The following is a 13,409-nucleotide window of genomic DNA, read 5'->3' as shown; positions in this document are numbered from 1 at the left end:
GCCCCGCTCCGGTCAACGGCGACCGGAGCGGGGCCTCGTGCTGTCCGGGCCACCGTCGGCGCGCAGAAGCGGCGCCGGGCGGAGCGTTCGTGCGCCGACCGGCCGCGGCGCGGCAGGTCCGTTAGCGTGATCGGACGTACCGCCTCCTGAGACGACAGGCCCCTCCCCGTGCCCAATCCGTACCTGCACGTGCTGCGCACCCCGCACGCGGTGCCGATGGTGCTGGCCGCGTTCGTCGGCCGGCTGCCGTTGTCGATGGTCGGCCTGGGCTCGGTGCTGCTGATCGCCTCGGAGACCGGGTCCTACGGCCTCGGCGGCGTGGTGGCCGCGACCGGCGCGGTGACCACCGCCATCTCCGGTCCGCTCATCGGGCGCTGGGCCGACACCCACGGGCAGCGCCGCACGCTGCTCCCGGTCGTGGCCGTGTTCGTGGCCGCCGGCTGCGTGTTCCTCCCGGCGGTCAAGCAGGACTGGCCGCTGTGGATCGTCTTCGTCTCGGCCGGGGTGGCCGGCGCGTGCATCCCGCCGGTCTCCTCGATGATCCGCGTCCGCTGGACCCACCTGCTGCGCGGCACCCACCGGTTGCCGGCCGCCCTGGCCATGGAGTCGGTGGTCGACGAGTTCGTCTTCATCGTCGGCCCGGTGCTGGTCACCTTCCTCTCGACCACCGGGCACTCCACGTCCGGTGTGGTCACCGCCTTCACCCTCGCCGTGGTCGGCAGCCTGCTGTTCGCCGCCCAGGGCCGCACCGAGCCGCCGCCGCACGGGCACGCCGCCCGCACCGGCCCCTCGGCGATCCGCTCCGCCGGCATCCGGGTGCTGTTCGTCGTCGGTGCGGCGGTCGGCGCCATCCTCGGCACGCTGGAGATCGCCCTGGTCGCGTTCGCCGACGAAGTGGGGGCGAAGTCGCTGTCCGGCGTCCTGATCGCCGCCCTCGCCGTCGGGTCGATGGCCAGCGGCATCGGGTGGGGCACGGTGCACTGGCACTCGCCGCTGCGGGTCCGGCTGGCCGTCGTGCTGATCCTGATGACCGTGCTGAGCATCCCGCTCCTGCTCGTCCAGGACGTGTGGGTCATGATCCCGTTCGTGATCATCGCCGGGGTCGCCGTCTCGCCGTCGCTGATCAGCTCGTTCACCCTCGCCGAGCTGCTGGTCCCCCGGTCGGCGACCACGGAGGCGTTCACCTGGCTCGGCACCTCGCTGGCCGTCGGGGTGGCGGTCGGCACCTCGATCGCGGGCAAGGTCGTCGACTCGGTCGGGGCCAACGCCTCCTTCCTGGTGGCCACGGTCGCCGCCGCGGTCGCCGCCGTCGTCGTCTGCGCCTACCAGCGGGTGCTGCACGTGCCGGCCGAGCACGCCGCCGAGCCGGCGATGGCCCGATGAGCACCGAGCGCCCGCCCGGCGCCAGGACGATCGACGAGGTCCTCGCCGAGGCCCGCGCCCGCCTGCACCGGCTGGAGCCGGCCGAGGCCGCCGCGCACGTGGCCGACGGCGCCGTCCTCGTCGACACCCGCCCGGCGTTCCAGCGGGACGCCGACGGGGAGGTGCCCGGCGCGCTCATCGTGGAGCGCAACCACATCGAGTGGCGGTTCGACCCGGCCAGCGACGCGAAGCTGCCGGAGGCGACGGACTACGACGTCGAGGTGATCGTGCTCTGCAACGAGGGCTACTCCTCCAGCCTCGCCGCCGACTCGCTGCGGTCCCTCGGCCTGCACCGCGCCACCGACGTCGTCGGCGGCTACCAGGCCTGGCGGGCGGCCGGCCTGCCCACCACGCGGGACTGAGCTCAGCGCGGCCGCGGCGCCGCGTCCAGCGCCGCCCGGGCCTCGGCGGCCAGCCGCCGCACCAGCTCGCCGGCCGGCACCTCCTCGGCGAGGGCGGCGCTCTGGCCGGCCCAGAGGTGGACGTCCTCGGGGTCGCCGGCGGCGCGGGCCGCCGCCCGCACCGGCAGGGTGAGCAGGTGCACCTCCGGATAGGCGGCGGGCGCGTCGCCCTCCAGCTCCCGGACGGCGTCGTTCACCAGGGCCCGGGCCCGGCGGCCGGTGAACGCGCGGGTGACCGTGGTCGGGCGCTGCTCGGCCAGTGCGGCGGAGTGCACCGGCGACGTGCCGGCCTCCGGCGTCCGCAGGAAGGCGGTGCCGAGCTGGGCCAGTGCGGCGCCCGCCGCCAGGACGGCGGCGACGCCCGCGCCGTCGGCGATGCCGCCGGCCGCCACCAGCGGCAGCGGGCTCACCCGCCGGACCCGCGCGAGCAGCGGCAGCAGGCCGAGCTGCGCCGGCTCCTCGTCGGAGAACCCGCCACGGTGCCCCCCGGCCTCCCACCCCTGGACGACGAGCGCGTCGGCACCGGCGCTCGTGGCCGCCGCGGCGTCCTCCGGCGAGGTGACCGTCACCCACACCGGGACGCCGGCGTCGTGCAGCGCGGCGACCGCGGCCTCCGGAGGCAGGCCGAAGACGAAGGAGACGACGGCCGGGCGCCACCGGGCGAGCAGCTCCACCTTCGCGGCGAAGGCGTCGTCGGAGTGCTCGGGGGCGCCCGGCCGGACGCCGAACCGCGCGCCGCGGGCCGCGATCCGCTCGGCGTACGCGCCCAGCCGCGCCACCTCCTCCGGCCGCTCGGGCACGGGGGCGAAGACGTTGACGCCGAACGGCGCCCGGCTGCGCTCCCTCAGCGCCTCGACCTCCCCGACCACCTGCTCGGGGCTGCGGTAGCCGGCGGCCAGGAAGCCCAGCCCGCCGGCCGACCCGACCGCCTCGGCCAGGGCGACGGTCGACGGGCCGCCGGCCATGGGGGCGGCGACGATGCGGGTGGGGACGTCGGGCAGCGGGCGGGGCGTCGTCACCCCGCCAGCGTGCCGGGCCCGGGCGGCCCCGGGCCACCCCCGGCCCGGCCTACGATCCGCCGGTGACCCGCCCCCGACCAGCTGCCGGCGGCGGCCGCCTGTTGGGGGTGCCGCCCGAGCGGCTCGGCCGCTGGCTGGACGGCGTGGCCGACCGGCACGGGGCGTTCACCGGGGTCGCGGCCGACGACGGCGCCGTCCGGCTCGTGTGCGCGGACACCACCACGGTGACCCTGCGCGCGCCGTTCGACTGGCGGCCGGGTCCGGCGCTGCTCACGTCGTTCACCGCGGCCGCCCGGCACCCGCGCCGGGCGGCGGTCCTGCTCGTCCGCCGCGGGCGGTGGGCGGTCGGTGTCTTCGACGGCGCCGACCTGGTCGTCTCCAAGGTCGACGCCCGCCTGGTCCAGGGCCGCACCGCCGCGGGCGGGTGGAGCCAGCAGCGGTTCGCCCGCCGCCGCGGGCACCAGACCGATGCCGTCGTGACCGCCGCCGTCGAGACCGCGGTCCGCGTGCTCCTCCCGCACGCCGCGGAGGTGGCGGCGCTGTTCACCGGCGGCGACCGCGGGCTGGTCGACGCCGTCCTTGCCGACCCCCGGTTGCGGGCCCTGGCCACGCGGCGCCAGGAGCCGGCGCTGGACGTCGGGGAGCCGACCAAGGCAGTGCTCCTGGCCACCCCCGAGCAGTTCCGGGCGGTGCAGGTGCACATCGTGGAGCCCGGCGACAGAACGGCGTAACGTCCTCCGACCGTGTCCTCCGCAGCGAGCGAGACGACTCCCGCCCCCGATCCCGTCCTCACCGCCGAGCGCGCCCACCTGGCGCACGCGGCCGACTGCCTGACCGCCATGCGCGCCGCCACCCGCGCGGTCGACGACGCCGGCGTCGACCCCTGGTCCGCCGAGCGACTCGGCGCCGCCCGCGCGGAGCGGCTGCGCGCGCTGGCCGCCGATCCCGGGGTGCCGCCGTTCTTCGGCCGCACCGACACCGGCACGGAGACCTTCCACATCGGCCGCCGGCACGTCCGGGACGAGTCCGGCCGGCCGGTCGTCATCGACTGGCGGGCACCGATGAGCCGGCCGTTCTACCAGGCCGGCCCCGCCGATCCGCAGGGGCTGGTCCGCCGCCGCCGGTTCGGGTTCTCCGACGGCGAGCTCACCGGCTACGAGGACGAGCTGCTGGGCTCGCCGCACGGCGAGAGCCGGGTGCTCCGGGAGGAGATCGAGCGGCCGCGCAGCGGGCCGATGCGCGACATCGTGGCCACCATCCAGCCGGACCAGGACGCGATCGTGCGGGCTCCGCTGGCCGAGTCGATCTGCGTGCAGGGCGCCCCGGGGACCGGGAAGACCGCCGTCGGCCTGCACCGGGCCGCGTACCTGCTCTACACGCACGGCGGGCAGCTGGCCCGCACCGGCGTCCTCGTCGTCGGGCCGAACCGGGCGTTCCTGCGCTACATCGAGCAGGTGCTGCCCACCCTCGGCGCGGTCGACGTCGACCAGACGACGCTCGCCGAGCTCACCGCGCGGGTGCCGGTGCGGGCCGCGGACCCGCCCGCGGCCGCCGTCCTCAAGGGCGACGCCCGCATGGCCGAGGTGCTGCACCGCGCGCTGTGGGGCGCGATCGCCAAGCCGGCCGGCGACGTCGCGGTGCCACTGGCCGGGCGCCGGTACCGGGTCCCGGTCGAGCGGCTCAAGCGCGCCGTCGACGACCTGCGCCGCCGCGGCCGGGCCGCCGACGACCAGCGCGCGGTGCACTACGCCGCCGGCCGCGACCGGCTGGCGATGGGCCTGGCCGAGGACGCCCGCCGGCAGGCCGAGGAGGCCGGGGGCAGCCCGACGGACGCCGAGACCCGCCGGGCCGCGCGCAGCCCCGAGGTCCGGGCGTTCTGCGACGCGGTCTGGCCGGCCCGCGACGCGGCGGAGCTGGTGCACGCCCTGCTCACCGACCCGGCGCAACTCGCGCGGTCGGCTCGGACCGTGCTCGACGACGGCGAGCACGAGCTGCTGCTCCGCCCGGCCGGCCCGCTGCGGACCGCGCCGTGGACCGCCGCGGACGCCGTGCTCGTCGACGAGGTGGCCGGGCTGATCGAGCGCACCGGTGGCTACGGGCACGTCGTGCTGGACGAGGCGCAGGACCTCTCGCCGATGCAGTGCCGGGCCGTCGCCCGCCGGCTGGCCGCGGGCTCCCTGACCGTGCTCGGCGACCTGGCGCAGGCGACCAGCCCCTGGGCGGCGGCCGACTGGGGGCGGACCCTCGCCGGCCTGGGCCGCCCGGACACCGTCGTCCGCCCGCTCACCCGGGGCTACCGGGTGCCCGGCGAGGTGCTGGACTACGCCAACCGGCTGCTGCCGGTCATCGCCCCGGGCCTGGCCGCGGCGACGGCGGTGCGCCGCGGACCCGGGTCGCTGCGGATCCGACCCGGGGGCGCGGTGGCCGACGCCGTCCGGGAGCTGGTCGCCGCGCCCGGTTCGGTGGGCGTCGTCTGCGCCGACGACGCCGCCCCCGAGGTGGCCCTGGCGCTCGCCGCATCCGGGCTGCCCGCCGCGGTGCTCACCGAGGACGGCGAGGCGGAGCGGCTGACCGTCGTCCCGGCGTCGCTGGCCAAGGGCCTGGAGTTCGACGCGGTCGTCGTCGTGGACCCGGCCGCGATCGCCGCCGCCGAGCCGCGCGGGCTGCACCGGCTGTACGTCGTCCTCACCCGGGCGGTGAGCACCCTGGTCGTGGTGCACCGGGGCGACCTGCCCCCGCTGCTCGCGGAATGAGAGGTGACCGCGTCCAGAGGACGGGGCCTGCGGCCCTGGTCGGCCGCGGCGGGGGAGAGCACCATGCCGGCATGGCCGTCGTGCGCGCCGCACTGCTCGTCGTCGTCGCCGTTCTGCTGGTCACGGCCGTCTCGCTGGTCTTCGCGGTGGGCACCGGGCCGGCCGAGAAGGCCGTCCTGCTCGCCGTCGCGGTCCTGCTGGCCCTCGCGGTGCCGCGGGTCCAGCAGCTGGGGAGGCCGGGGGTGACGCGCCGGTAGCCTTCCCCCACCCGCCGTCCGCGGCCCCTCACGCTTCGACATCAGCCTCCCGCGCATCCGGCGCGGGTGGTTGTGGACAACGCGCTTCTCTGTTCCAGTGGGGGCCTCCACGGAAGGGGGCCCATGGACCTGCGCTCGGACGCACGGGTCACGACGTTGCTGAAGCTGCTCGCGACCATCGTCGCGGCCGGGGCACTCGTCGCAGGACTCCTCTTCCCGTGGGTCGGTGGTCCCCTGGCGGCCGCCCAGCAGTCGACCAGCCTCCTCGGTGACCTCCCCACGGAGCTCACCATCGACACGCCGCCGGCCAACACGGTGCTGCTGGCGGCCAACGGTGAGCCGATCACCTACTTCTACGACGAGAACCGTGCGCCGGTCCAGCACGACCAAATCTCCGACGTCATGAAGCAGGCGATGGTCGCCATCGAGGACGCCCGCTTCTTCGAGCACCACGGCCTCGACGTCCAGGGGACGATGCGGGCGCTGCTCACCAACCTGGCCGCCGGCGGCGTGCAGGAGGGCGGGTCGACGCTGACCCAGCAGCTGGTCAAGCAGACCCTGCTGCAGACGGCGAACACCCCCGAGGAGCGCCGCGCCGCCACCGAGCAGACGGTGGGCCGCAAGCTCCGCGAGGCGCGGGTCGCGCTCGCGCTGGAGGACACCTACTCCAAGGACGAGATCCTCACCCGCTACCTGAACATCGTGTACTTCGGGCAGAACGCCTACGGGGTGCAGCCTGCCGCCCGCGCGTTCTTCGGCATCGACGCGGCCGCGCTCACCCTGCCCCAGGCCGCCCTGCTGGCCGGGCTGGCGCAGAGCCCCACCGCCGACGACCCCTTCACCAACCCGGAGGCGGCGACCCAGCGGCGCAACGAGGTCCTCTCCCGGATGGCCGAGCAGGGGTACGTCACCGTCGCGCAGGCCACGGAGGCCCAGGCCGCGCCGCTGGGCCTGGCCCCGAGCCCGGCGCCGCGCCGCGGCTGCGTCCAGGCCAGCGTCGGCGCCTTCGTCTGCGACTTCGTGCAGCGCTACCTGATCCAGGAGCTGGGGCTGACCCAGGAGGCCCTGGAGAACAACGGCTACGTCATCCAGACCACCCTGGACGTCGACCTGCAGCGCGCCGGGGACGCCGCCGTCCTCAACACCCTGCCGATGGGCGACTCGCTGGCCGGCATGTTCAGCGCGGTGGAGCCGGGCACCGGCCACCTGCTGGCGCTGAGCGTCAACCGCGTCTTCGGCTACGACAAGAACGACCCGGCGCAGGAGTCCTTCAACCTCAACGTCGCGCCCAGCCAGGGCTCGGGCTCCACCTACAAGGTGTTCGTCGCGGCGGCCGCGCTGGCCCGCGGCTACTCGAGCTTCTACACGCTCACCACGTCCGACCCCTACGTCTCCCGGGTCTACCGGGACGGCGCCGGGCGCTACGACGTGGAGAACGCCGGCACCTACCGCCCGACGCTGGACCTGACCACCGCGCTCTACCAGTCGTCCAACACCTACTTCCTCGCCCTCGAGGACGCTCTCGGCAGCGTCGAGGAGCCGGTGCGGATGGCCGAGCGGATGGGCCTGTTCCAGTTCAACGACCCCGAGCTGCCGCAGCGGGTCATCGACGAGAACCGGGGGTCGTTCACCTTCGGTCCCGAGCCGACCAGCCCGCTCGGCCTGGCCAGCGCGTACTCGACGCTGGCGGCCAGCGGCACGCAGTGCGACGTCGTCCCGGTGACCGCCGTCCTCGACCAGCACGGGGACCCGGCGGTCGGGACCGACGGCGAGCCGCTGGCGGTCGGCGACCGCTGCACCCCGGAGGCGATCCCCCCCGGGGTGGCCACCACGCTCAACCAGATGCTGCGCAAGGACGTCGAGCCCGGGAACCCGGGGGCGACCGGCACCCGCGCCTACGTCCCCGGCCACCAGATCGCCGGCAAGACCGGGACGTCGCAGGACAACTTCTCGGTCGCCTTCGTCGGCTACACCCCCGAGATCACCGCCAGCGTCATGGTGCTCAACCCGAAGCGCAACGAGGACGTCGGCGGGTTCGGCGGCGGCAAGGGCGCCACCATCTGGCGCGACGCGATGGCCCCGATCCTCGAGGCCCGCGGCAGCGGGGAGTTCCCGCCGGCCGACGAGGTCGTGCAGAACGGCAACACCCGGCCGGTCCCCGGCTGCTCCTCGGTCCGGGCCTGCGAGTCGGCGCTGTCCGACGCGGGCTTCCAGCACTCCACCGTCCGGATCGACAGCGACCGTCCCGCCGGGACCCTGCTGGGCACCAGCCCGCCGCGCGGCGGCCGGGCGGTGCAGGGGCAGGTCGTCTCGATCCTTGTCAGCAACGGCTCCGACTACGTCGCGCCACGGCGCGAGCCCGAACCAGAGCCGGAGCCGACGCCCGAGGAGCCGCCACCGGCGGACGAGCCGGCGCCACCGGAGGAGGCTCCGCCCGAGGACGCCGGACCGCCCGCGGACGGTGGCGGCCCGCCGGTCGCCCCTGCCGAACCGGCCGACGGCGACGGAGACGGGGACGGCGACGGGGACGGCGACGGGGACGACGGGGACGGCTGACCGGAGCGGATCCGCTCGTCGAGGGACTGGGTGAGCAGCCAGCCGCCGATCAGCACCAGGTGCAACAGGAACAGCCAGAGGCTGATCGCCACCACCGCACCGACCACGGTCAGCCCGCCGAACGGCGCGCCCAGCGCCAGCGGCAGGGACAGGAACAGTACGAAGCCCTGCAGGAAGCCCGACAGGCAGGCCGCGGTGAACAGCGCCCCGGGCACCAGGGCCGACCAGCGCGGCCGCCCGCTGGCGACCACGCCGAAGCCCCACAGCAGCGGCACGGTGAGCGCGAACAGCACCGAGTAGTAGCCGACCGCGAAGCTCCCGAGCACGCTGCCGCGCTCGGTGAGGTCGGCCATGGCGGAGGCGGCCAGCAGCAGCGGGTACAGCAGCAGCGGCGTGGCCAGCACCAGGGGCAGGCCGAGCAGCCGGCCGCGCCAGCCGGTGAGCGTGTCGGTGTCCCGGCGCGGGGTGAACCGCAGCAGCGCCCGCCGCAGCCCCTCGCCGTAGAGCGAGAGCGGGAGCAGCGCGAGCGCGAAGTCGAGCGGGCCCATGGCGACGCCCGCGTCGGCCAGGGCCCGGAGCGCCTCCGGTGCTCCCAGCTGGGGCGGCAGCAGGTCGGCGAGCCGGCCGGCCAGGTCACGGACGGTGCCGGGCGAGGTGAGCAGCGCGGTCAGCGAGAAGGCCACCAGCAGCAGCGGCACCACGGCGACGCCGGCGTAGAAGGTGAGCCCGGCCGCGATCAGCGCGAGGTCGCGGCCGCGCAGCCGCCGCCCCGCCCCGCGGACCAGGGACGACGCCTCGGTCCGCAGCCGCGCGGCCGACCCCATCCTCAGCGCCGGTCCAGCAGGTGCCGGGCGGCGGCGTAGCCGCCCAGGCCACTGACCGCCCCGCCGCGCACGGTGCCCCCGGAGGAGGCCGCCACGATCCGCGGGTGCGGCGTCGCCACGCCCCACGTGCCGGCCTCCGCCGGCGTCGGCGCGACCGGCCAGGCGAGGTCGCCGTGGAAGATGTGGCCGCCCGGCATGGCCAGCGACGCCTCGACGTCCAGCGGGGAGGCCGCCTGCAGGCACGGCTCACCGGAGGCGTCGCGGGCCAGGCAGTCCAGCAGCGGCTCCTCCAGGTGCGCGTCGAGCTGCGCCACCACCCGACGCACCGCCTCGCGGCGGGTGCCCACCGGGTCGGCGCGGAACAGCCCGGCCGGCGTGTGCAGGCCGAAGAGCGTGAGCGTCTGGTACCCGGCGGCGCGCTCGGCCGGCCCGAGGATCGACGGGTCGGACAGCGAGTGGCAGTAGACCTCGAACGGGATGACGTCGGGCAGCTCCCCCGCGGCGGCCTGGGCGTAGGCGGCGTCGAGCCGGCCGGCCGCCTCGTCGACGTGGCAGGTGCCGGCGAAGGCGACGGCGGGGTCGACGCCCGAGCGCAGCCGGGGCAGCCGGGCCAGCACCATGTTCACCTTGAGCTGGGCGCCGTCCGGCGTCGTCCGCGGCGCCGCGCCGGTCAGCCGGTCGAGCACCTCGGGTGCCGCGCCGGAGACGACGAACCGGGCGTCGGCCGCCCGCTCCGCGCCGTCGCCGTCGGTCCAGTGCACGGTCACCCTGTCGGCGCGCGGCTCGATCGCCGTGACCGTCGCCCGCGTGACCAGCTCCGCGCCGGCGCCGCGGGCGGCGGTGGCCATGGCCCCGGTGACCGCGCCCATCCCGCCCACCGGCACCCGCCACAGCCCGGTGCCGTTGCCGATCAGGTGGTACAGGAAGCAGCGCCCGGCCAGGCCGTCGGCGGCGTGGACGTCGGCGAAGGTGCCGATCAGCCCGTCGGTGAGCGCGACCCCGCGGACGACGTCGTGGTGCAGGTCGTCGGCGACCACGTCGGCCAGCGGCCGCTCGACGAGGTCGGTGAACAGCCGCGGGTCGCGCAGCCGGCCGGTCAGCTCGGCGGGGGAGAGCAGCGGCTCGGTGAGCGTGGGCGCGAGGTCCTCGGCGAGGATGGCCAGCCGGCCGTACAACCGGCGCCAGCCCGCCAGCTCGGCGTCCGAGCCGGTCAGCTCGCGGAAGGACGCGGTGGTGGCCGGTCCCTCGGCGCGCTCGACCAGCAGGCCGCGCCCCCCGGCGACGGCGGTGTACGAGGCCACCGCGCGGTCGGCCAGCGTGAGCTGCAGGCCGAGGTCGGCGACGATCCGGTCGGGCAGCAGGCTGACCAGGTAGGAGTAGGCCGACAGCCGGACGTCGACGCCCGGGAAGACCTGCTGGCTGACCGCGGCGCCACCCACCCGCTCGAGCCGCTCCAGGACCAGGACGGACCAGCCGCCCTGCGCCAGGTAGGCCGCGGCCACCAGGCCGTTGTGCCCCGCTCCGACGACCACGGCGTCGTACTTGCTCCGCGCGCTCACCGGCGGACCGTAACCGGCCGGTCAGCCGTCCTCCCTGGTCGCGTCCTGCTCGTGGCGCACGGCGTCGGTGTGGCCGCCGGTCTCGGTGCTGCCGCACCCTGCGAGCGCCCCGACGAGGCCGGCACCACGAGGGGTCGCTGCAGATCCATGCGGTCCCCGTGCTCCCGTGGGCGGCCGCCCAAACCCCACCCGCACCACCGGTCCCAGGTGCTCCACCCGCCTGCGGAGTCGAGGCGAGAGTCCACGAAATCACATCCAGGTAATTGTCACCGCGGAGTTCCGGCCATTACGGTGTGTATGTCCGGCGGGGCGCTCCGTCACCACCCTGGGTGACACTCCCCGGACGCCGCCGAGCCTCTCCCTCCTCCCCGGGGGTGCGGGCCGGGGACCCACCGCAGCACTGGGGTGAAGCGCGCCCGGCCTCCGGCCGGCCGCGCCGGGCGACTTCCCGTCCGAACCCGTCAGCTAACCCGGTAGGCGGCCTGCGGAAGAACGGAGAGCCGCCGCACCATGGCGACCCCTCGCGCGTCCCGTCGCGCTGCCTGGCGACGGGCCGCCGTCGTCCTCGTCGGCGCCATCGGCGTCTCGCTCCTCCCGGCCGTGGCCGGTGCCGCGCCGGGCTCCTCGCAGGAGGCCGCCGCCCTCGTCGCCGCCCGCGGCCACGAGCTGGAGGTCGTCACCGAGCAGTTCAACGAGGCGCGTTCGGAGCTCGAGGCCCAGCAGGCCGCCGCCCAGGCCGCCGCGGCGCAGGTCGCCGAGGCGCAGGCGGTCGTGGCCGCCGCGCAGGAGCAGGTGCGGGGCATCGCCCGCAGCGCGTTCACCGGCGAGAGCATGGGCTCGCTGCGGGCCCTGATGACCAGCGGCTCGGCTGACGAGTTCGTCAACCGGGTGAACCTGCTCGACGCCGTCGCCGGCCACCAGAACGGGCTGATCGAGCAGGCCGCCTCCGCCGGTGAGGTCGCCGCGCAGGCGCAGGCCGAGGCGGACCGGGCGGCGGACGAGGCCCAGCAGCAGTACGACGCCGTCGCCGCCCAGCAGGCCGAGTTGCAGGAGCAGATCACCGCCTACCAGGCCGATTACGCGCGGCTCAGCGCCGACGAGCGACGCGCCGCCCTGGCGGCCGCGGCCACCGCCCACGGAGCCGGCCAGGAGCGGGCCAGCCGCACGGAGCGCGAGGAGCCGGCCGCCGCCGGTCCGGTGGTGGCCGACAGCGCCGCCGCCCAGAAGGCGATCGACGCCGCCATGGCCCAGCGCGGCAAGCCCTACGTGTGGGCCGCCGAGGGGCCGGGCTCCTTCGACTGCTCCGGTCTGGTGCTCTACGCCTACAAGGCAGCCGGGATCGGCCTGCCGCACTCCAGCCGCCTGCAGTCGCAGATGGGCCGGACGGTCTCGCGGGCCGAGGCCCGCCCTGGTGACCTGGTCGCCTTCTACAGCCCGGTCAGCCACATCGGCATCTACCTGGGCAACGGCCAGATGGTCCACGCGCCGACCTCCGGCGACGTCGTGAAGGTCGCCAGCGTCGACGACATGGGGGCGACCCCGCGCTTCAACCGCATCGCCGGCTAGGACCCCGTCCGCTCCCGGAGCCCCGGACGCCGCGTGCGTCCGGGGCTCCGCTGTGTCCGGGTCTTGACGTCGCGTCCTGCGGTGTGAACACTGCTCTCGAAGCAGATCGATGATCGCAGAGGAGCCGACCATGGCGCAGGGATGGCAGTGGATGTGGGCCGGCGTCGCGTTCGCCGCCGAACTCGCGGCCCTGGCGGCCCTCGGCCACTGGGGGGCGACCGCGGGCGACTCGACGGCCACCCGGTGGCTGTTCGCCCTCGGCGCGCCGCTGGTCGCGGCCTTGCTGTGGGGCCTGTTCGCGGCACCGCAGGCGGTCGTGCAGGTCGCGGTGCTCGCCGTCCTCACCAAGGTGGTGGTCTTCGGCGCGGCGGCGGCCGCGCTGCTCGCGACGGGTTCGCCGCGCCTGGCGGTCCTCCTCGTGGTCGCGGCGGTGCTGGGTTCGCTGCTGTCCGGCCCGCTGACGTCGCAGGCCCCGGTCAGCGCGGTCAGCGCGGCGGCGGCCCGCTGACCTGCTGGAGCAGCCCCCACACGAACTGCGCCCGCACTCCGCCGGGCAGGTGCACCTCCCAGCGGGTTCCCACGCCGGGGTCGACGCTCACCGCGCCGGGCAGGCCGACGACGTCGTCGAGGACGTGCTCCCAGACCAGCAGCCGGCCGGCCCGTGCCGGCGGCACGGGGGAGCCGGGCGCCGGCACCAGGTGCTCGTTCAGCACGGACCCGCCGGGGCCGGACAGCACCTCCCAGTACAGGTGCGGCCACAGCGGCAGGGGCCAGCGCCGCACCTGGACGTCGAGGTCCCCGAAGCGGCGGTCCTCCACCTCGTCGGGCGGCCCGAGGACGGCGGTCCGCAGCGCCAGCCCGCGCGGCGCCCGGGGCGAGTGCTGCAGCGCCTGCCAGCGGGTGTGCGCGGCATGGGCCTCTCCCCGGGTGGCGCCCAGCCGGGGCAGCGCCGCGGCGACCAGATCGGGGCGGACGTCGGCCATCCGGCGGAGCAGGACGAGGCAGAACTCCCGCCGCGCCAGACCCCGCACGCCGGTCGACCCTGCCAGCAT

The 13,409-nt window shown here is 76.3% G+C and carries 11 protein-coding genes, 1 pseudogene and 1 riboswitch; of the genes and pseudogenes, 8 read left to right on the top strand and 4 right to left on the bottom strand.

All coding sequences use genetic code 11. The annotated features are described in order from the left end of the window. Positions 1–168: 168 nt before the first annotated feature. Positions 169–1,383, top strand: coding sequence for an MFS transporter (locus MY526_RS06235; protein WP_436694087.1), 1,215 nt, complete (start codon positions 169–171; stop codon positions 1,381–1,383). Then, positions 1,380–1,784, top strand: coding sequence for a rhodanese-like domain-containing protein (locus MY526_RS06230; RefSeq protein WP_436694088.1), 405 nt, complete (start codon positions 1,380–1,382; stop codon positions 1,782–1,784). The genes MY526_RS06235 and MY526_RS06230 overlap by 4 nt, the downstream gene beginning before the upstream one ends. 2 nt (positions 1,785–1,786) lie before the next feature. Here MY526_RS06230 and MY526_RS06225 read toward each other — a convergent pair whose 3' ends face one another. Beyond that, positions 1,787–2,842, bottom strand: coding sequence for a nitronate monooxygenase (locus tag MY526_RS06225; RefSeq protein ID WP_436694089.1), 1,056 nt, complete (start codon positions 2,840–2,842; stop codon positions 1,787–1,789). A 62-nt stretch (positions 2,843–2,904) separates the two neighbouring features. Between MY526_RS06225 and MY526_RS06220 the strand changes: the two genes are divergently transcribed. From MY526_RS06220 to MY526_RS06205, 4 genes are all read left to right on the top strand, one after another. After that, on the top strand, positions 2,905–3,573 hold the full coding sequence (locus MY526_RS06220) for an acVLRF1 family peptidyl-tRNA hydrolase (RefSeq protein WP_436694090.1): 669 nt from the start codon (positions 2,905–2,907) through the stop codon (positions 3,571–3,573). Between the two features lie 12 nt (positions 3,574–3,585). Beyond that, positions 3,586–5,595 carry a HelD family protein gene (locus tag MY526_RS06215; protein WP_436694091.1) on the top strand — a complete coding sequence of 670 codons (2,010 nt, stop codon included), beginning with the start codon at positions 3,586–3,588 and terminating at the stop codon, positions 5,593–5,595. Positions 5,596–5,666: 71 nt separating this feature from the next. Then, positions 5,667–5,852 carry a hypothetical protein gene (locus MY526_RS06210; RefSeq protein WP_436694092.1) on the top strand — a complete coding sequence of 62 codons (186 nt, stop codon included), beginning with the start codon at positions 5,667–5,669 and terminating at the stop codon, positions 5,850–5,852. 123 nt (positions 5,853–5,975) lie between these two features. Beyond that, positions 5,976–8,408, top strand: a complete 2,433-nt coding sequence (locus tag MY526_RS06205) for a transglycosylase domain-containing protein (protein WP_436703475.1) — start codon at positions 5,976–5,978, stop codon at positions 8,406–8,408. A gap of 71 nt (positions 8,409–8,479) precedes the next feature. On the opposite strand, the pseudogene MY526_RS06200 reads toward MY526_RS06205, so the two are convergent. Continuing rightward, positions 8,480–9,232: pseudogene (locus MY526_RS06200) on the bottom strand (YhjD/YihY/BrkB family envelope integrity protein); the annotation flags it as partial. Positions 9,233–9,234: 2 nt separating this feature from the next. Further along, positions 9,235–10,791 (bottom strand): phytoene desaturase family protein, encoded by a 1,557-nt coding sequence (locus MY526_RS06195; RefSeq protein WP_436694094.1) that lies wholly within the window; start codon positions 10,789–10,791, stop codon positions 9,235–9,237. 351 nt (positions 10,792–11,142) lie between these two features. Then, a riboswitch (cyclic di-AMP (ydaO/yuaA leader) is annotated at positions 11,143–11,286 on the top strand. A gap of 15 nt (positions 11,287–11,301) precedes the next feature. Here MY526_RS06195 and MY526_RS06190 point away from each other — a divergent pair. Together MY526_RS06190 and MY526_RS06185 are read left to right on the top strand one after the other, a co-directional pair. Then, positions 11,302–12,357: a C40 family peptidase gene (locus MY526_RS06190; protein ID WP_436694095.1), complete on the top strand. Its 1,056-nt coding sequence runs from the start codon at positions 11,302–11,304 to the stop codon at positions 12,355–12,357. A 130-nt stretch (positions 12,358–12,487) separates the two neighbouring features. Next, positions 12,488–12,865: a DUF2568 domain-containing protein gene (locus MY526_RS06185; protein WP_436703474.1), complete on the top strand. Its 378-nt coding sequence runs from the start codon at positions 12,488–12,490 to the stop codon at positions 12,863–12,865. On the opposite strand, the gene MY526_RS06180 is transcribed toward MY526_RS06185, so the two are convergent. Next, positions 12,843–13,409: a hypothetical protein gene (locus tag MY526_RS06180; RefSeq protein WP_436694097.1), complete on the bottom strand. Its 567-nt coding sequence runs from the start codon at positions 13,407–13,409 to the stop codon at positions 12,843–12,845. The two genes, MY526_RS06185 and MY526_RS06180, sit on opposite strands and share 23 nt — an antisense overlap.

Origin of the sequence: Geodermatophilus sp. CPCC 205761 (genome assembly GCF_051383655.1) — a bacterium.
Classification (GTDB): domain Bacteria; phylum Actinomycetota; class Actinomycetes; order Mycobacteriales; family Geodermatophilaceae; genus Geodermatophilus.
Note: the sequence above shows the minus strand (reverse complement) of the source record. Positions and strands in the feature narration are given on the sequence as shown.